This is a genomic window from Paraburkholderia sp. BL6665CI2N2 (genome assembly GCF_004366535.1).
Lineage (GTDB): Bacteria > Pseudomonadota > Gammaproteobacteria > Burkholderiales > Burkholderiaceae > Paraburkholderia.
In genome coordinates, this window is the sequence record NZ_SORC01000001.1 from 8,324,012 (window position 1) to 8,341,839 (window position 17,828).

The window sequence follows — 17,828 nt, forward strand, 5'->3', positions numbered from 1 at the left end:
TGTTTGATAGATACCCTTGGAATCGAAAATGAACCAACGAGAGAATGTACGTATCCCCGTGGATGACGGCGCCAAACTGGACGCATGGTTTTATCGGCCAGCAGGCATAGCGCGCGCTCCAGCGATCACGATGGCCCCCGGATATGCCGGGTCGAAAGAGCACAAGCTGAACCGCTTCGCAGAAGCCTTTTCAAAAGCCGGATTTGCCGTTTTGCTCCACGACCATCGCGGCTTCGGTCCAAGCAGTGGGGAACCCCGGCAGGAAGTGGATCCCTGGAAGCAGATTGCGGACTGGCGTCGCGCGATTTCTTACCTTGAATCGCGCCCCGAAGTCGATCCTTCGCGGATCGGCATTTGGGGCTCGAGCTTTACGGGCGGTCACGCGCTCGTGCTAGGTGCCATCGACCGCAGAATCAAGGCCGTGGTCGCGCAGATTCCCACCATCAGCGGATACGCTTCAGGCTTGCGGCGCATTCCTGCCGACAAGCTGCCCGAACTTCATGAGCGTCTCGCGGAAGATGATCGCGCCCGTTTGCGTGGTGACGGACCGGTCTTTCAAAAAGTCGTAAGCCACGACACAGGCGAGCCAGCAGCGTATTACAACAAAGCCATCGTCGACTTTTACTTGCAGGACTTGCCGGAAGGCTCCTGGGAAAACCGCATTACGTTGCGCTCGATACTCAACGCGCGGATGTACGAGCCAGGACACTGGGTTGATCGCGTATCTCCGACGCCGCTCCTGATGGTGGTGGCGAAGGACGACACCATTGCTCCCACTGACCTTGCGCTGGCGGCCTATGAAAAGGCGCTCGAACCCAAGAGGCTGGCACTCGTCGACGGTAATCATTGCGACCCGTACCTCGGCCAGTTCGAGGCATCTTCAGCAGCGGCTTTGAATTGGTTCATTCAATATCTTCGGCCTTCGTCCAATGCGCAATAAGCCGCTCACCAGGGGAGAATTCATGCCCTGCAACACATATCCGGACTCGTCGTCCCGCCGCCGCTTTTTCGGTGCGGCAGCGGCGACGATGGCCGCTAACACACGACTTCAGTTTGACTTTGCCCAGACAAGTCGAGCCGCGACCAAGGACTTGAATGAGGTCAGCGGTCAAAAAGGCGATATCCATCCCTTTCGCGTTCACTTCCCGGACGCAGAGATCAGGGAACTGCGAAGGCGCATCAAGACGACGAAGTGGCCCGACCGCGAGACGGTCCCGGATGATTCGCAAGGCGTGCGACTCGCGATGATGCAAGAGCTCGCGCATCACTGGGCGACGGACTACGATTGGCGCAAGTGCGAGGCAAAGCTAAACGCACTACCACAGTTCGTCACCGAGATAGACGGGCTCGATATCCACTTCATTCACGTTCGCTCAAAGCATGAAAATGCATTGCCGCTCATCGTCACGCACGGATGGCCCGGGTCGGTGATCGAGCAGCTGAAGATCATCGATCCGCTTGTCAATCCGACGGCATTTGGCGCGAGCGCATCGGATGCATTCGATCTCGTGATCCCCTCGCTTCCCGGTTATGGCTTTTCGTCGAAACCATCCACCACTGGCTGGGGCCCTGATCGCATCGCGCGAGCGTGGGTCGAGTTGATGAAGCGGCTCGGATACCTGCGCTTTGTGTCGCAAGGCGGCGATTGGGGTGCCATCGTTTCGAACGTGATGGCGAAGCAGGCACCTCCGGAATTGATGGGCATTCATGTCAACTTGCCGGCTACCGTGCCACCGGACATTTCAAGAGCGCTACAGAGTGGCAGTCCACCGCCGGCCAGTCTGTCAGTTGACGAAAAGCTCGCTTATGAGCAGCTCGGCAACCTGTACTCCAGGCATCTGGGCTATGCCGGTGAAATGAAGACACGTCCACAGACGCTTTACGGTTTGGCGGATTCGCCCGTTGCCCTCGCGGCATGGCTTCTTGACCATGGTGATGGTTATGCCCAGCCGGCAGCGACGCTCACAGATGCCGTGCTGCGACGTATGGTCGATGGTCATTCTGCAGGCGAGCTGACGCGCGACGATGTCCTTGACAACATTACGTTGTATTGGTTGACGAACACAGGGATTTCATCGGCGCGTATTTATTGGGAGAGTCATTTGCGCGCGCTCGATTCCGCCGACGTTGCCGTCCCGGCTGCCGTCACAGTCTTTCCCGGCGAGCTCTATGAGGCTCCGCGAAGCTGGACCGAGCAGGCGTATCACAATCTCATTTATTACGGCAAGCCGGCTTCCGGTGGGCACTTTGCGGCTTGGGAACAGCCTCAATTGCTTGCAGAGGAAGTTCGCGCGGGGTTCAGACGCCTGCGCACGTAATCAACGTATTGCGGCAATGGTGTTTTGTTTCGGCAATCCCTCAGGAGCATTCTGTATGTATTCCCTATCCTATAGCACCAAATCGACTGCGCTACTTCTTGTAGATCCATATAACGACTTTCTGTCAGAAGGCGGCAAGGTCTGGCCGTTTATCAAGGACATTGCAGACGAAGTGAGACTGCTCGACAACCTTCGCGCCATCAACAAAGCCGTACGTGATGCTGGTATCCAGGTAGTGATCGTCCCACATCGCCGCTGGCAGCCGGGCGACTACGAATGCTGGTGTCACCCAAGCCCAAGCCAGCAGAAGATCATGCTGGGCCATTACTTTGCCAAAGGTGAATGGGGAGGCGACTGGCATCCCGAGTTCGCGCCGCAACCGGGCGATATCGTCGCGCACGAACATTGGGGCTCGAGCGGCTTCGCCAATACGGACCTCGATTTCCAGCTCAAGCAGCATGGCATCACGCACGTCGTGGTAGTGGGGTTGCTCGCCAATACCTGCATCGAGGCCACCGCGCGATATGCAACCGAACTCGGCTATCACGTGACGCTCGTCAAGGACGCGACGGCTGCACTCAAGCGTGAAATGATGTATTCGGCGCACGATCTGAACGGACCGACGTACGCCCACACCATCATCACCACACACGAACTCATCGAGGCCTTACCGAAGGTCTGAGTCTCCCGGTAAGTGCGAGCAATTTGCGCGGTATCGATCTCGCCCGTGTTGGTGCACGGGCATTCATTCAACCCAAGAGTCCATCGCAATGTCACAGCAACATGGCTGTGCGTCGGCGAGCGGAATTTCTCGTCGCCAGATCTTCCTGATGGCGACGAGTTGCGCGCTCGCCGTCGCAGCTATCTATTACCATCAGCCGTTACTGCCGCAAATAATGTCGACGTTCGATGTATCGCCGACGCGCGGAAGTCTAATGCTACGCTGACCCAACTCGGATATGCGGCGGGCTTGTTCTTCGTCGTGCCGCTCGCGGATTCCGTCCAGCCACGCAAGCTCGCTTCCCTTTCGATCGTCGGAAATGCAATGGCTCTGTTCGCATGCGCAGCGGCACCGACGTTCTTCCTGCTGGCTGCGTCCAGCTTCGCCGTCGGCGTGACGGCGGTGAGCGCGCAGATCATTATTCCCGCCGTTGCGGGTCGAGCAACGCCGGCGACGCGAGGACGCGTCGTCGGCTCACTGCTGGGCGGCCTTTCATCCGGTGTGCTGCTGGCGCGCCTATTCGGCGGTTTGATCGGCGCTCACCTTGGCTGGCGTGCGATCTTCGTGGTTGCATCAATTGTCGATCTCGCGCTCGTCGCCGTCCTGAGCCAACTCCCCGTCTCGACAGGCCTCACTACTGTCCGCTATCGCGACCTCATGCGCTCACTGAACATCCTCCTCCGCGACGAACGGCTGCTGCGCATCTCTGCAGCGTCAGGCTTTCTCGTGTTCGCAGCATTCAACGCGTTTTGGGCTACGCTCGCGGCACTACTGGCACGACCGCCCTATGGCTTCGGTCCGGCAGCCATCGGCGCATTCGGACTTATCGGACTGCCCGGTCTGGTGATGTCGTCACGCATCGGGGCCGTCATCGATCGGCTCGGTACCCGCAAGATGGTTACCGCTGGCGCCGTCATCGTTGGCATGGCCTTTGTGTTTGTCGCCGTCGGCGGATCCTGCCTGGCCACGCTGATATTCGGCATGGTTCTCCTCGACGTGGGCAATCGCGTCTGTCTCGTCGCAAACCAGTCGCGGATTTATGCACTGCGCCCCGATGCGCGAAGCCGCCTGAACACCGTGTTCTTCGTGTCGTCCTTCCTTGGTGCCGCGATGGGTGCTGCACTCGGTGGCTATGGCGCCAATCGCGGCACCTGGCTGGGGCTTGCGACAGTCGGGTTGACTCTCGCGCTCGCTGCCGTAGCGGTCAATATGCTCGCATACAGGGAATCAATCGCCGTTCCGGATCCGGAACAACGAGAAGGGCGATATCCGTAATTTCAGAAGTCCCGGCCGATCACTTTCGTCGGTTCAAGACGGCGGATCGCCAACACTCCGGGCACAAAAACCGCAATTTTATTCGTCACCACAGGTTGATTTGGAACGGTCAGCCTTTCCTTCGCGCAGTTCCGAGCATGACGGTCCGCTGCATGATGTGGAGCAGCCGCTCGAATGGCCGTGTGACGGCGTTGGCGACCGGCGGCTCCTGGCCGAACCCCGGCGCCCACGTGAGAAAGGCAACCAGAACGATCGCGACCGCTTCGCCGACCGACCTCACCAACTCGTCCACTGAGTGCTTGACCGCATGCGGCATGCTCAAGACGGGAGCCAGCTTGAGACCGGCCGGCAGGGTTGCCTGCAGTTCGGCGGATTTCGCGTCGAGCGCCTTGCCGAGGTCGATCACGTCACCGCCCTTTCGCATCGTCGCGCCGATGCCGAGCACTGCCTGGCCCCCAATGCGCATCTGAGTGACAGTCGGCTCGTCGTAGCTACGGATCTTCGCGATGTCGCCTGCCGGCTAAAACAATGTCGGCGTACCTACCCACATGACGACCGATTCTTTGTTGGCAGTGTTGGCCCAGCTATGCGGCACCGTCGATTCGTAGTGCGCGCTGTCCCGGGCAAGGAGCACAAAGGTCTTGTCTTCCAGCGTCAACGACACGTGCCCTTCGATGACATAGATAAACTCTTCAACGGCATGCGTCGTGACTTCGGAACGCTTTTGCCCGGGTGGCATCCTCACCAGCATGGCTTCCAACTGACGGCCCGCTGGCAGATTGGTCATCCGGGCAAACAGGTTCGCCGAGTCAGCGAAACCAAAGAACTTCAGTTCGTTTGCGCGACACACCGAGCGCTCTTCGCTTGGTGTGTCGACGAAATACTGCACCTTCACTCCCAACGCATTTGCAATGCCTTCCAACGAGTAAATGGACGGCGACGCGAGACCGCGCTCGACCTGCGACAGGAAAGGCTTCGAAATGCCTGCCGCCGTTGCCGTTTCGTCAAGCGTGAGCTTCAACCTTTGCCTCAGCGAGCGGATCTTGCTCCCCCGTACAAGGGCCGTGTCTTTCTCAATCGTCGTGACCATAAGCGGGCCCGTTTGGTTCGTTAGAAATTCCGTTGATGCGCAAGTTCAGTCTAGTAATTAAGGATACCGAATATTAAGGCAGACCCGCTTGACGCCTCGCACTCGATCTGCACCTTTCCCGACAATGCCAACCGGGGAAAGTCCATCGCGACTTCGTCAAGCAACCACTTTGTTCATTCAACGGCAGTGTGGTCCGCGCCTATCCTGCACAGACCCACCAGTTTTTTCGGCCGCTATCATCCGAAGTCGACCCGACAGGGCCGTCCGGCTTGCTCGTCGAGGTCGAAAGTAGTTTGCCGTGAAACCTGTTCTGGGGTTCACTGATAAATGGACTCGTCTATCATCGCGAGTTCGTGACCCGCGACCGAGCCCGGAAGGAATCACGGAATGCATCGAGATCTTTTACAACCGGCAGCGCACACAGAAGCGTCTGGACTACCTGTCGCCGGGCGCTTTCACGCAGCGATTCCATTTGAATAAAATCGTTGCTTAAACAGTTGGGGGCCACTGATTCCGAGCGACCTCACATCGGATGCCGCTCGAGCCCCACATCACCGCATTGAGCAAACAAAAGTCCGCATTGCGCCCGTCCCGCATTTCTTCATAATGTTATTATCGCCCACGTGAGGCTCGAGTCGTGGTGTCACCCTGTGGCTCCTGGTTGACCTGCTGTGTCCGCAAGCATCTGCGAACTGTTGCCCTGTCCCGCAAACTGCCGGCGCACGCCTCTCCTCTTAGATCGCCTGCAACGCGATATCACCCAATACACCGAGAAGCAGCCCGGCCAGACGCCCACACCATGCCGCGTAATGCGTGCCATCATGATCAAGCAAGCCTGCGTGGCGTGCCGCGAAGTGACCACATAGCGATGGCACCAACAGTGCGGCCGACGCCGCCACGCCTGTCGCTAGCATCAGTTCGAAAGCCGATGGCAGGGACGCTAGCCGCTGCGTGTCGGGCAGGAAGTAGCACATTGCATCCATCGCACAGCAGGCGGCCACCCAACTGCCGAAGACGTTGCCTATGAACCGGTCTCTATGTGCCGCCACCCTCATAGCCCTCTCCTTCAGTTGCGTTCCCAGTCGCATTGCTTGCGGCTGGCCGAAACAGCAGCCCCATGTTCATCCGCCACGCGCTCGGACGATTACGACGGCAGATCGGACGGGCATTCGTGGGCATCTGTGCTATGACCGCCTAATACACGACTTGCAACCTGTGTGGTCGTCGCATAACCGCCATTTAAACCAAATACGCTCAGACTGTCAAGTCTGATCCGTATATCAGTTTTGCCTTTCGAATCACCTTCGAGGTAGGAATTGTCGCCATTTGCCATGCCGTCCGTCTTACAGAACAACAGGCAAATGCGGCGGTGAGCGACGGCCCTGCCCTTCTACCTTGTCGGACCGACCTTCGTGAGCGCAAAGCGCCTGCGCGGTGAGACCGTTGGGGATGTAATAGGCTCCAAGCCACCCTGCGCTGCCGTTTGCTTGTCCGTCGGCCGAATGGCCGCCTTGAGATGGTGATGCGACACGGCGTCCGGCGGGAATACTGAAGAACTCTGCCACTGCCGACAAGTGGGGCCAAACCGGTTCTATCGCGCATGCACGCTGCTCGCCCGGGGCCATCGTTGACGCGTCCGCGCGTTGAAGTCGTTGATTAATCGGCTGATCCAGTCGTGCAGTAGTGAGCAAACTGTTCTGCGGAGAGCGCGAAACCGTTCCGCTTGGCGAGTTCCCAAGGACGTTCGCATTGGTGCGTGGATTCACACCAGGAATACCCAGCCGAACCGATACAACCATGTGCATCGCGATCTGCGCCGGCAGCAGGTAACGGGCTGCTGGGCGGCGAGGCCGCGCAAGCGCTTAGCAAGCATGTCATCGTGACAGTGGCCAGGCAAAGAGAAAAGTAGTCTCGACGCATAAAATGATTTGTGTGATGTCGGATTTTGGTCTGTTTGCCGTTTGCGAGTTGCGCAATAGCTCTTGTGGGTTAGCCGGCAGCGAGCCGCTGCCGGTTCCGGCCGCGCTCGATGCTAACGGCCAATCTGCTGTATCCCCGCCAGTCGCCAGGCCGGGTCGCCATGCGCGTGGCCCACGATGTTCCAGACCTCCTCAAACGGTTGCGCCGTCTGCGCGTGCTCGTCTTCCCGCATCTGGCCGTGAAAGCGAAGGCTAACCAGCGTTTCGCTGCCATTGGGTCCCTGGCCAACAATTCCACGTCCAGCTGCGTGATTTCCGTATGGCTTGGCTGGTTGCCCCGATCTTCCAGGTCCCGCTTGATCACCGCGAACATTTCCGGCGTGGTCAGCTCGAAAAGGTCGCCTTGTTGATTCTGGTCCCACGCGCGTTGCAGACGCAGGAACAAGGTCCTGGCCGATGCCAGCAAGACCGCCAGATCGAGCCCGACAGGCAGCCCCGGCACTGTCGTTGTTTGTGCCGCTGCGGCGGGATTCATCGCTGTGCGCGGCCAGTTACCGAAAATCGTCTCAGGCGCCGCCTGCCCGCTCTGATTCATGAGCAAGGAGCCGTTCATGCGCTGCCCGTTCGCCGCGCCGTGCCCATAAGCGAGATCCGGACGGCGCCGGTTGGCAATGAAGCGGAACAGCATGATGCCGGCGACAATCACGAGGCCGATCACCACTACGCTCGACAGCATCTGGGCCAGCCCTTCACCCAGCCCGAACGACGACATCAGCGCAGCAATGCCGAGTCCTGCGGCCAGGCCGGCGAGCGGGCCCATCCAGCGGTTGCCTGGCTTCGCGGCAGCGGCCGCCGGCGCGGCCTGCTGCGCCGGTTGAGCTTGCTGGCTCCGTTGGCTTTGTCCCGACGGCGACGCCGCCTGCGACTGGCGGCCGACACTACTACCACCGCCAATACGCTTCGCTTCGGCATGGTTGGATGCGACAGTGCCCGCAACGAGCACTAGCGCCATGGCCAGTACAGCGGTACCGCGCGTCACGACACGTGCAAGGCGTCGCAACTGATTGATTGTGTGCGAATACATAAGAATCTCTTTCGTGTAGGACAGAAACTCGCGAAGGTTGCCCCGAACGCGTCTTTCGATCGCGGACCGCAAATAGCGACGCAATACCGTTCGTACGATGTCACCGTAGCCGTGCAAAGCATGGCTTGGTTAGACGGCATCAGGCTCAGCGCTCCAGGTGCACTCGCGTTGACTCGCGCGACGCTTCGCGAGGCGCGCCTGGCGCCTGCGGACGATCGAAGAAACGGCGCGGGCAAGCGCGAGATCGAGGGCGCCGCGCCAGTCTTTCGCAATCGACGTCACCACGATCGGATTCGCACCGGGCACCTGCACCTGCACCTGGCAACGCTTATCGAGTCCGCGGTGCGGGCCGTTGGCGTCGGAGAGATTGACGGTGGCCCTGGAAACCAGCCAGGCCATCCGGCGGAACACAAACTGGGTGCGTTGGCGCGCGAAGCTGCGCAAGCGTGCAGCTTCAATGTCGCAGGACTTGAACAGGACTTGCATGAGACCTCCATCAGAAACAGAAAGAAAAGACTGGTTAGCGAAACAACGACCGCCGGGGCGGAAGCCTGGGTGCCTAGTCGTTGAAGCCAGTTTATCGGTTTAACGCGTCATTACAATCACCTTTCAGCCAATAGATACTTGTCGCGTCTGCAACGTCACCGCAGTGGGCGCAAAGCAATTACAAACGACAGAACGCCGGCGCGAATGACGAATTCGCTCCGGCGCATAAATGCAATGAAACGCTAATAGTGGAAGGCGATGGAATGCCGGTCTGAGCGGCTGAATGCAGGCCCGGTTGCAGACGATGAAGCGGCGACGATGCCGCTCGCCGTGTGTCACCGCGCCAAACGGTTCAAACCGCTTGGCCGCTGGGCTCGTGGCTCATCAACCTCCTTTGTAGATCGAATGCTCCGAGGCCACCTGGGTCGGTGCGCCGGAAGCGGCCGAGCCCGATTTCATCCTACCGGGCCCACCGAGTGCCTGCTGAGCCGCCACGCTTTTCAGCACGCTCTGGAGGTGCGTGGGGTAATGCGCGTCACCGTGGTTGCGGTCGTAGCCCGCTTGCCGCAGCTGGGCCAGCTCCGCGCGCACCTGCTCACGGGTGAGGGGGCCGTTGCTGTTAGCGAATGCAACCGTCGGCAGAGCGAGGACCGAAACGAGTGCGATAACCGGAATGAATGTTTTAGCCATGGTTAATTCTCCAATTTAATTTCAGAAACAGAAAATACCGGGTTAGCGAAATAACGACCGCCGGGGGCGGAAGCCTATGTGCTGAGTCGTTGAAGCCAGTTTATCGGTTTAACGCACCATTACAATACCCTTTCACCCAACAGATACTTTCCGCATCTGCAACGTCATCGGGGTACCTCGCGGCGCAAAGCAATTACAAACGACGACGCCGGAGCGAAACGAATTCGCCCCGGCGCAAGAATGCAATGAAACTGTCGTTAATACTGGAAGGGGATGCAATGCCGGTCTGCGCGGCTAAGTACAGGCTGCCGTCACGCGCGTTCGTCATGCCGCTGGCCGCGACCTGCGCAGTCGTGGTGGTCTCGTGCAAAATCCAGGCCGGTGTTGGTTATCGCCGCGAGACGTTATTCATCGTGGCCCGGCGTCCTGCGACTGCGCGCTATCGAACCGCACCTTGGGCGCACTGCCGGACAGCGCTGCGGCAGCCTACAGAAAAAGCAGCGTTGCCGAGACGACGCACGTCGGCACGATGGCAGCGATCAACAGGCCGAGCAGGCTGACTGACTCATCGTGGAATCCCTCATGCACGATGGCGAGTCCTGCGGGATTCGGCGCGTTGGCGATCACTGTGAGACCGCCTCCAGCGACTGCGCCGGCCAGCAGCATGTACTTCGCCTGGTCCGGAAGGCCCGCGATCAGCGAGCCGAGATAGGTAATCGCCGCGTTGTCCATGATCGCCGTCAGGCCAAGCGCGCCGGCATAAAGTGCGTAAGCATCAAGCGATGCGACGACCGGCTGCAGCCACCATTGCTGCAAACCCCCGAGCACGACCAGGCCGCCGAGAAAGAACGCGACCAGCAGGCTCTCGCGCAACATCAGCGGCGACTGGTACTGCTCGTATGCCTGCGTGAAGCCCAGAAAGAAAAGCAGGAGGCCAATGAAGATAACCGGGTGATGGGCAGACAGCACCACCGCGACGAGAAAGCCGGTGTGTATCAGCGTGACGCCCGTCGGAACGGGAACCGCGGCGGCGGGCGCGTCGTTGCGCTCTGCGTGCTTCGGGAGCTTGCGGTGCATAAATAGCAGCAGGCCTGTTGCGTTGACCAGAACGGCGATGGCCGCCTTCCAGCCAAACTGCGCGACCATAAACGCGCTGTCCCATCCCCAGGCGGCGGCTATCATCAGCACGGGAGGTGCGGCATAGGCGGTCAGCGTACCGCCGACTGACACGTTGACAAACAGCACCGCGAGCGTGAGATATTTCCAGTGTTCGGCGATCGGCAACCTGAAAAGCCGGTCTCGCAGGATCAGCGCCGCCAGCGTCATTGCGGCCGGCTCCGTGATGAACGAGCCGAGCAACGGAACGACGGTCAGGGAAAGCCAGATGACGCCTGTTTCCGTCTTGACGGGAAGGACACGCGCGATGTGCGACACGAGCGTCGTGACCGCGTCGAGAATGGGCCGGCTCGCGGCGATCACCATGATCACGAAGACAAACAGGGCTTCGGTGAAGGAGCGCGATTCAGCATAGGCCACAGCTTGCGCAGGACCGGCCAGCGCGACGATAGCCAGACACAGGATCAGAGCCCAGAGGCCGAAGACGACTTCCACTTCGCCGAGAAAGTGAAACAGGCCCGCGTGGTGCGGGTGCCGGTGTGCCAGAACCTCGAAGCGTTTCGCGAGGAGCGTATGGAGCAGGGCCAGTCCGAAGATGACTGTGCCGGCGATTTCAATTGAATGTGGCATGTGTTCGCTTTGAGTGGCGATGGAACGGACTCTGGAACTTACGCGGTTGGTGTTGCCGCCGGTCGGATCGCTGGCCTCGCTTTTAGGCAGCTCTCAGCGTAGCCACGACATCGTGCCGCGTATCGGTATCGGCGCGGGCAAGCAGCCTGACCGTGTGGAGGCCGATCCTAAGCGCGTCGACTTCGAGAAAGTTTCCGGAGGCCGCCATGAGGTTTGTAGTGCAAATTAATTGTGTCAATCCAGAATTCTGGCGGCAGGGCGGAGCGGCGCTTGGAATTCATTGAACTTAAATTCTTATCAAAGGGCTAGCCGGACTCAATCGCCAGTCGACAGCTTTCATTTGAACTATGAGGGTTGGCGGCCGAAATTCCCCTCGATTCCGCGCGTGAAGCATGCGCGGCAGCAATTGGCGTGAGGCGACTAACGCGCTCAGCCATTCACATCTGATCGCCTGGCACGGACCCGCTGTTCAATGAAGTGTTACTCCGGCATCGCCGACGAATGGTGATTGAGGATCTTCCACTCCCCATCAACCTTCTTGTACACGAATGTATAGCGCGCATGCACCTTCTGATGCTTGCCGTTCTTCGCCAGGTCGAACGTATAGACGCCCGTGTCCAGCGCCGAATTGTCGCTCAGCAAGCGGATCTCGCGGAGGTTGATCGTACCGTGCGGTTTCAGCTTCAGAAACTTCACGAAATAGTCCTTGATGCCTGCGGGAGTCGTGCGGACTTCATTTGAAACCGTTGGCTCCAGTACGGCATCGGGTGCGTACAGCCTGGCAACTGAGTCGGCGTCGCCCGTTGCAAGCGCCGCATTCCACCGATCGAACAGCGACGCGACTTCAGCTTCGCGCTGATCCGTCGGCGCCACGGCGATTTCTCGATAGACCTTCGGTACGAGGGCTTCGCCAGCAAACACGCTAGTGCTGAAAACAACTGCGGCGGCGATCAAAATTTTCTTCATTTTTGCGTTCAATCCATTTAAACGAGAGCCAACGAGGAGTTGGGAAACTGCACCCACCAGGCGCCTTAGGCTACAAGGGAAACCTTGGGGGTATCGCCGCCTGCCAACGGCCAGCTATGTTGTCAGTCGAGCTGCTTGGGACGTACTGTGATATTACACCCACTATTGATTTATTAGTCAACTATGACGTTATTGTAAGGTTTCAGCCTCGTTGTTCGCAAACGGCTTCGCGGGAACAGACGCCTGGTGACGTTGCAAGTGCGGAAACTCACGCGTCGACGCGCACGACGCAACGCTACGACCAGCGTTCGAGCGCGATCCAGTTTGAAGAGGTTGAGCGGAATTGTAGAAGTGGACACATATTCAGCGTCAAATCCACGCCGGCTCCCGGCCATTCGATCGTGCAAATCGAATGATGATCATGTAGCCGGCCTCCTCCCCCGGTTATGCGACGAGGGTTAAAGTCAGTTTGCAAAACATACTTTGACCCTGCGGAGACTGACATGAACTATTGTGGCGTAGACCTGCATTCGAACAACCACGCGGTGATCGTCAGCGACGAGAACGACGGGATCGTGTACCAGAAACGCCTGCCAAACCAGTTCGCGCAGATCGCGGCGGCGCTTGAACCGTACCGGCGCGAACTGACGGGTGTGGTCGTTGAGAGCACGTACAACTGGTACTGGCTAGTGGATGGACTGATGGACACCGGCTAGCGGGTAAACTGGCCCATCCCGTTGCCATCAGGAAATACGATGGACTGAAGCACGGCGGCGATTTCGCTGATGCGGCCTATCTGGCGCAATCGCTGAAGCTCGGGTCGCTGCCCGATGGGCATGTCTATCCGCGCGAAGACCGCGGCGCACGCGACCTGGCACGCAAGCGCATGCAACCGTTGCGCCATCGCACGGCACACATCCTTTCGATCGAGGGCATCCCGATACGGCAAATGGGGAGGACAATAAATGGCGAGGCAGTCAAACAGCTGACGGCCGGCCAGGTCGATGAATTTGCCTTTGCGCCCGATGTGATTTACCGTCCTCCGCGCGCCGCAACTGCGCCTTCTTTCTCGCCAGGACCGACTCAGCGTCCGCCGAAAACAAAATAACAACATCAACGTTGACGATAAGATCAACTTCAGGTGTAATGTCGCCACTCGTCGTCGCGGGCGAGCGATTGGGCGGCATTAATCTCAGGATCCCGAAATCAACCGAACCGCTCTGTTGGTATTGGCGCTGCTTGCCAGTCAGGGGTAACTGGCGATAGCCGAGAGGTTCGCGCATAGCCAGAGTCACTACTGGGGCGTAGTTCCCCGATGCCGCGTCGGCGTCTCATTTAAATGAAGTGAAGGCAAAGATGAAGAAGATTCTGATCGCCGCTGCAGTTGTTTTCAGCACTGGCGTTTTTGCAGGCGAATTCCGCGTACCGCACGTCCATCACGAAATGGCGGCGATGCCGACAAATCAGCGCGAAGCTGAAATCGCGTCGCTATTCGATCGGTGCAATGCGGCGCTAGTAAAGGGCGACGCGGACTCCGTTGCCAAGGTGTACGCACCCGATCCTGAAGGCATCACTATGCGCCCGCATATCCAGGAAACGCTAAGCGCGATGCTGGTATATCCCACCGTACAGGCGTTTCTGACGTCGCTGTGACAGTCCGATTCCGATGGCGGCTGTAATAAGGCCATACCGGATGCAATTGCGCTTTACGCCAAAATGGTCCCCGGTCTGACCGCGCAGGTTGCTTTGAGCCAAAGCCGGTTCGTCAAAACATCGCGTCTTTTTTTTCGCGGCAGCCCTGACGCGCCGGCGCCGACAAGAAAATCTCATGAAACTTGCCCGTGTAACTCTGCTCGTCATTCTCCTTTCGCTTCAAGCTTGTGGGGGCGGCGGGAGCGGTGGAAACAGTAGCAGCAGTGGAAACAGTAGCAGCAACAGTTCGTCAGATACCGGCTTCTATGCGCCGAGCTACGGCGACGCGAGAAGCGACACCCGCTATGAGGCCGACCTGTCCAGCGTCACCCGTCAGGTGATCCGCTACCAGGACGTGGGAAAGGACCTTGCTTCCAACATCGAGATCTCCGACTCGATGATCCAACTCTTCGGCGACTACAAGGTGCGGCTGACCCAGGCGAGCAAGAACAGTTGCCCGAGTGGTCTGGAAGGTTGTGACACGGTCGATTCGGACTCCTTGTGGGTGGGCCACAGCGCTCTTATCACCAATCTCGAATCCCTGAGGAGCGATATCAAAGATCAGAGCGAACGGGGCACGTGCGTAGCGTTCTCCCTGAACGCCGCAACGGAATTGCTGCTCTCGAGGCAGCAGAACAGTACTAAACTGTCGGAACAGAACACGTACTTCCAGGGAAAGCGACTGACCAACACCTGGAGCAACGCCGGACTCGACCCGTACGACACCATCGCTGCATTCGTCGACAACAAGACCAAGTTCGTTCCGGAGAAATCCTGGCCATACAATGGCGATGACAAGTATTGCACCAACTACAACCGCAACTATCCCAATGCCACCTGCTCGCCTACCGAGGCGCAGGGTGGCGGCAGCGATACCCGACAGCAGGATTCTACCGCAGCGAGTTCCTCAGGATTTCGGACGACCACGGCGCACAAGCTCTATGCGTCCATTGGCCGGATCAAGCAAGCGCTGTATCGCGGCTACCCTGTGGTCATGGCCATCAACGCGAACCTCGATTTCCAGGTTGCGACGTACAAGGGCGGCGTCGTGTCGTGGGTCATCAAGGCGGACAGCTGCGGGACCAGCCTGTGCGGTCACGAAATCCTGGTCGTCGGCTACAAGGACAGCGATCAGGTCGCGGGCGGCGGATATTTCATCATTAAGAACTCCTGGTCATCGGGCTGGGGCGACGGCGGGCTGGCCTACGTCACTTACGAATGGCTGCAACACAGCTTGCTGGACGCACAAGCACTGGTTCGGATCGACGGCGCCGATTAGTAGAGCGAAACGGTATCAACTTACACTATTGGGGGCCGAAGAACGTGCCAGAAACCGAATCTAACCATGGAGTGAACGATATGGCTTTGCACAAGGCAGTATTGGTAGCAGTGGCACTTGCAGCTTGTATCGATGCGCACGCACAGGTCGCCGGCACACAGACTCTGAGCGTCACTATTCAGCAGTCTCAGGCGCTTTTGCAGGGATGGAGCGTCAAGAAGAGCGTGCTGGGCAAATCGGTCTACAACGACCAGAACGAAAAAATCGGCGCGGTCAAAGATCTGATCGTGGCCCCGGACGGCTCCGTGTCGGCGGCCATCGTCGCTACAGGCGGCTTCCTCGGCGTCGCCACGCATGACGTAGCGGTGCCCATCGCCGCACTCGGCGTGCGCGGCGGCAATCTATATCTGCCGGGCGCCACCAAGGACGCCCTGAATGCAACGCCTGAGTTCCAGTACGCGAAGGTGCAATCGCCGCCTAAGCCGAAGAAGGTTCAGGCAGAGTGACCTGTTTTCAACAGTCCTAACCCGAGGTCGTTGCGGCTGGCAAGGTCAGTCGCAACGACCTATCGCCGGACTCGAGCTTCGCGCTCAACCGCTTGCCCCTTCAGTCCCCCTTACGCTGCGCACTCAACACCCTGCCCCCGCGCTGTTCGGATGGTGGTATTGCAGAGTAGTCCCATCCGAACAAAGCCCCTTCAGACCGCCTTCCCATTTTTCCATTTCCAAGCCACTCCTGTAGTCAATATTGGCGACTGCTGATTAACACGGCCGCGCGTCTGGACGGGCCATCGCCTTTCATGGATCACCCAACACCATGCAAAAAAACCTCGGACTTGCCGTTGCCGCCGTGCTCGCCGTCGCCGCTATTGCGCTGTGGACCCTGCTCGCCCGGTTCGAACCATCCATCAAGTCCACCATCGAGACGGAAGGCGCGCTTGCGACCCAGACGCAGGTGCTCGTGGGTAGCGTCGTATTCCCGCCCTTAACCGGCGTAGGCACGCTTGATGGACTTACCGTGGGCAACCCCACTGGTTTCTCTTCGCCCTACGCCGTAGTGGTGGACCGTATCGCCTTGCAGGTGGAAAGCGGCTCACTTCTCGGCGGCGGCCCTGTCATTGTTGATTCCGCCACAGTCATCGCGCCGCAGATTACTTACAAGGCGCAAAGTCCCACCGCCACCAGCAACCTGGAGACCATCAAGAACAACGCCCAGGCCTATTCCGCCACCCCGGCCGCCATCCGGGCCGGCAGCAACGCGCGCAAGGTCATCATCCGCAACCTCACCTTCATGGGCGGCACACTCTCACTTGACATTCACCTGCCCGGAGGCGCGCTTACGGTACCGCTACCTCCGCTGCATCTCGTCGATATCGGCGCGACCACAAACGGCGCCACGCCGCCCGAGATCATCCGGGCCGTGTGCGAGGCGCTCGCGGAGGGAGCGAAAAAGGCGGTCACCGAGGCCATCGCCCAAAAGCTGAAATCCGGTATCGATATGCTCAAGCCGCCCGTAGATGGGTTGCCAAAGCTGCCGTCCCCTCCGTCCCTGCCGTCCCTGCCGCGCCCTCCGTCCCCGCCAGCCCTGCCCCCACCACCCGGCCTACCTTTGTCGCCCTCTCCCGGCGTTTAGGGCCTGACCGGGCCACTGCAATCCAGCCCCGATCAGAACCGTAGACGCTCAGGGGTCGATGCTGGATTCGGGGCGTTTCATGGATGCCGGAACCTCGCGACGGAGTAGCTTGTTTTTCCAGTTGTATAGCGTCGGCCTGCTCACGCCTATCTTTTGGGCAACGACGCTTGCACTTTCGTCTTAGATTCACAGTTCGATGACTGCCACCTGCGTCACCTCGCGGCTTTCGGAATGCCCCTGCTGCCGACAATGCGCTTCACGGCTCCTCACGCGGCCACTGCATTCGCCGCGCGCCGGCACGTCTCGTACGTCAGCTGCTCTTCATCGCATGAAGGGTGCAGCATGAAGGCTCATCGCCGCGAGTTCCTGTTTCGCAGCGGCGCTTTGTCGTTTCGCGACCGCTACACCGACAGACGTCTCACGACGTTGCAAGAACGGAAACTATGTATTGACGAGAGGCAATTGTGGTTAATCTATAAGAAGATGACGGACCTCAACGGCACCGGCACTCGGGTTTGAGGACCTGGGCTGCTTGTTGTTTCGCTAACCCCGCGTCTGTCGTTCCAGGCGCTCGAGATTGGAAGCTTCATCATGGCAAAAGCGTTCATGCCTGTTCTCACCGTCGTGTCAGTCATCGCTCTGCCCACGGGCACGTCTGCTCAGGGCGACAGTTCTCTCGCGCGTGAGCTTGTGCACGAAGAAGTAATCCGACTGCAGCAAGCGGGCTATGACGGCACGAACGGTGACGCGCCCTATCCGGCGAATATCCACGCCGCCCTGGCGAGCATGGCGGCTCAACAGCAGGCGTTCAGTGGCTACGGTGCCGCGAAATCGGACTCCGCAATTCCGGCGACAATGACTCGGGGTCAGCTGAGCTTGTATCGTTCGACCAACAGCGAAGGTTGATTAAGCGCAGAGTTGGCCAGGTCG

Annotated in this window: 21 protein-coding genes and 4 pseudogenes; 13 read left to right on the forward strand and 12 right to left on the reverse strand. The window is 59.2% G+C overall.

Annotation, left to right across the window (positions count from 1 at the left end):
• Positions 1-28: 28 nt before the first annotated feature.
• The 4 genes from B0G81_RS37400 to B0G81_RS37415 are packed head-to-tail and all read left to right on the forward strand — an operon-like array spanning position 29 to position 4,314.
• On the forward strand, positions 29-940 hold the full coding sequence (locus B0G81_RS37400; protein ID WP_134142903.1) for an alpha/beta fold hydrolase: 912 nt from the start codon (positions 29-31) through the stop codon (positions 938-940).
• 22 nt (positions 941-962) lie between these two features.
• Entirely contained in the window at positions 963-2,318 is a 1,356-nt protein-coding gene (locus B0G81_RS37405) for an epoxide hydrolase family protein (protein ID WP_134142909.1), read from the forward strand.
• Positions 2,319-2,373: 55 nt separating this feature from the next.
• The gene (locus tag B0G81_RS37410; RefSeq protein WP_134142915.1) at positions 2,374-3,000 is read left to right on the forward strand and encodes an isochorismatase family cysteine hydrolase; all 627 of its coding nucleotides are present in this window, start codon (positions 2,374-2,376) and stop codon (positions 2,998-3,000) included.
• Between the two features lie 45 nt (positions 3,001-3,045).
• Positions 3,046-4,314 (forward strand): MFS transporter, encoded by a 1,269-nt coding sequence (locus tag B0G81_RS37415; protein WP_208328588.1) that lies wholly within the window; start codon positions 3,046-3,048, stop codon positions 4,312-4,314.
• Positions 4,315-4,555: 241 nt separating this feature from the next.
• On the opposite strand, the pseudogene B0G81_RS37420 reads toward B0G81_RS37415, so the two are convergent.
• Both B0G81_RS37420 and B0G81_RS37425 read right to left on the reverse strand, forming a co-directional pair.
• Positions 4,556-4,828: pseudogene (locus B0G81_RS37420) on the reverse strand (efflux RND transporter permease subunit); the annotation flags it as partial.
• A gap of 6 nt (positions 4,829-4,834) precedes the next feature.
• Positions 4,835-5,404, reverse strand: coding sequence for a cupin domain-containing protein (locus B0G81_RS37425; protein ID WP_134142921.1), 570 nt, complete (start codon positions 5,402-5,404; stop codon positions 4,835-4,837).
• A gap of 308 nt (positions 5,405-5,712) precedes the next feature.
• On the opposite strand from B0G81_RS37425, the pseudogene B0G81_RS44940 reads away from it, so the two are divergent.
• Positions 5,713-5,897 (forward strand): annotated as a pseudogene (locus B0G81_RS44940) (IS3 family transposase); the annotation flags it as partial.
• Positions 5,898-6,138: 241 nt separating this feature from the next.
• Here the strand turns inward: B0G81_RS44940 and B0G81_RS37430 are convergent.
• The 6 genes and pseudogenes from B0G81_RS37430 to B0G81_RS37455 all read right to left on the reverse strand — a co-directional run bounded on the left by B0G81_RS37430 (position 6,139) and on the right by B0G81_RS37455 (position 11,329).
• Positions 6,139-6,459, reverse strand: a complete 321-nt coding sequence (locus B0G81_RS37430) for a hypothetical protein (RefSeq protein WP_134142923.1) — start codon at positions 6,457-6,459, stop codon at positions 6,139-6,141.
• 601 nt (positions 6,460-7,060) lie between these two features.
• Positions 7,061-7,324, reverse strand: coding sequence for a hypothetical protein (locus B0G81_RS44945; RefSeq protein ID WP_134142924.1), 264 nt, complete (start codon positions 7,322-7,324; stop codon positions 7,061-7,063).
• 112 nt (positions 7,325-7,436) lie between these two features.
• A pseudogene (locus B0G81_RS37440) lies at positions 7,437-8,407 on the reverse strand (TIM44-like domain-containing protein).
• Between the two features lie 129 nt (positions 8,408-8,536).
• Positions 8,537-8,893, reverse strand: coding sequence for an HPF/RaiA family ribosome-associated protein (locus tag B0G81_RS37445; RefSeq protein WP_134142925.1), 357 nt, complete (start codon positions 8,891-8,893; stop codon positions 8,537-8,539).
• Positions 8,894-9,277: 384 nt separating this feature from the next.
• Complete coding sequence (locus B0G81_RS37450) at positions 9,278-9,583, reverse strand: DUF4148 domain-containing protein (RefSeq protein ID WP_134142926.1); 306 nt, start codon at positions 9,581-9,583, stop codon at positions 9,278-9,280.
• A 486-nt stretch (positions 9,584-10,069) separates the two neighbouring features.
• The gene (locus tag B0G81_RS37455; protein WP_134142927.1) at positions 10,070-11,329 is read right to left on the reverse strand and encodes a putative Na+/H+ antiporter; all 1,260 of its coding nucleotides are present in this window, start codon (positions 11,327-11,329) and stop codon (positions 10,070-10,072) included.
• A gap of 19 nt (positions 11,330-11,348) precedes the next feature.
• On the opposite strand from B0G81_RS37455, the gene B0G81_RS44950 reads away from it, so the two are divergent.
• Complete coding sequence (locus B0G81_RS44950) at positions 11,349-11,558, forward strand: hypothetical protein (RefSeq protein ID WP_243856732.1); 210 nt, start codon at positions 11,349-11,351, stop codon at positions 11,556-11,558.
• A 251-nt stretch (positions 11,559-11,809) separates the two neighbouring features.
• Here the strand turns inward: B0G81_RS44950 and B0G81_RS37465 are convergent, their stop codons facing one another.
• Complete coding sequence (locus B0G81_RS37465) at positions 11,810-12,295, reverse strand: SgcJ/EcaC family oxidoreductase (protein ID WP_134143327.1); 486 nt, start codon at positions 12,293-12,295, stop codon at positions 11,810-11,812.
• Positions 12,296-12,798: 503 nt separating this feature from the next.
• On the opposite strand from B0G81_RS37465, the gene B0G81_RS44200 reads away from it, so the two are divergent.
• Positions 12,799-13,011 carry a hypothetical protein gene (locus tag B0G81_RS44200; RefSeq protein ID WP_208328589.1) on the forward strand — a complete coding sequence of 71 codons (213 nt, stop codon included), beginning with the start codon at positions 12,799-12,801 and terminating at the stop codon, positions 13,009-13,011.
• Here the strand turns inward: B0G81_RS44200 and B0G81_RS44205 are convergent.
• Complete coding sequence (locus B0G81_RS44205) at positions 13,008-13,199, reverse strand: hypothetical protein (protein WP_208328590.1); 192 nt, start codon at positions 13,197-13,199, stop codon at positions 13,008-13,010. The two genes, B0G81_RS44200 and B0G81_RS44205, sit on opposite strands and share 4 nt — an antisense overlap.
• Before the next feature lie 73 nt (positions 13,200-13,272).
• On the reverse strand, positions 13,273-13,578 hold the full coding sequence (locus tag B0G81_RS43975) for a hypothetical protein (protein ID WP_166678909.1): 306 nt from the start codon (positions 13,576-13,578) through the stop codon (positions 13,273-13,275).
• 73 nt (positions 13,579-13,651) lie between these two features.
• On the opposite strand from B0G81_RS43975, the gene B0G81_RS37475 reads away from it, so the two are divergent.
• From B0G81_RS37475 to B0G81_RS37490, 4 genes are all read left to right on the forward strand, one after another.
• On the forward strand, positions 13,652-13,948 hold the full coding sequence (locus B0G81_RS37475) for a hypothetical protein (RefSeq protein WP_134142929.1): 297 nt from the start codon (positions 13,652-13,654) through the stop codon (positions 13,946-13,948).
• Between the two features lie 175 nt (positions 13,949-14,123).
• Positions 14,124-15,266 carry a C1 family peptidase gene (locus B0G81_RS37480; protein WP_134142930.1) on the forward strand — a complete coding sequence of 381 codons (1,143 nt, stop codon included), beginning with the start codon at positions 14,124-14,126 and terminating at the stop codon, positions 15,264-15,266.
• 80 nt (positions 15,267-15,346) lie between these two features.
• The gene (locus B0G81_RS37485) at positions 15,347-15,772 is read left to right on the forward strand and encodes a PRC-barrel domain-containing protein (RefSeq protein ID WP_134143328.1); all 426 of its coding nucleotides are present in this window, start codon (positions 15,347-15,349) and stop codon (positions 15,770-15,772) included.
• A 310-nt stretch (positions 15,773-16,082) separates the two neighbouring features.
• On the forward strand, positions 16,083-16,898 hold the full coding sequence (locus B0G81_RS37490) for a hypothetical protein (protein WP_134142931.1): 816 nt from the start codon (positions 16,083-16,085) through the stop codon (positions 16,896-16,898).
• A gap of 66 nt (positions 16,899-16,964) precedes the next feature.
• On the opposite strand, the pseudogene B0G81_RS44210 reads toward B0G81_RS37490, so the two are convergent.
• Positions 16,965-17,126 (reverse strand): annotated as a pseudogene (locus B0G81_RS44210) (helix-turn-helix domain-containing protein); the annotation flags it as partial.
• Positions 17,127-17,240: 114 nt separating this feature from the next.
• On the opposite strand from B0G81_RS44210, the gene B0G81_RS43980 reads away from it, so the two are divergent.
• The gene (locus B0G81_RS43980) at positions 17,241-17,417 is read left to right on the forward strand and encodes a hypothetical protein (protein ID WP_166679117.1); all 177 of its coding nucleotides are present in this window, start codon (positions 17,241-17,243) and stop codon (positions 17,415-17,417) included.
• A 72-nt stretch (positions 17,418-17,489) separates the two neighbouring features.
• Positions 17,490-17,804, forward strand: coding sequence for a DUF4148 domain-containing protein (locus B0G81_RS37500; RefSeq protein WP_134142932.1), 315 nt, complete (start codon positions 17,490-17,492; stop codon positions 17,802-17,804).
• The last annotated feature ends 24 nt before the right edge of the window (positions 17,805-17,828 follow it).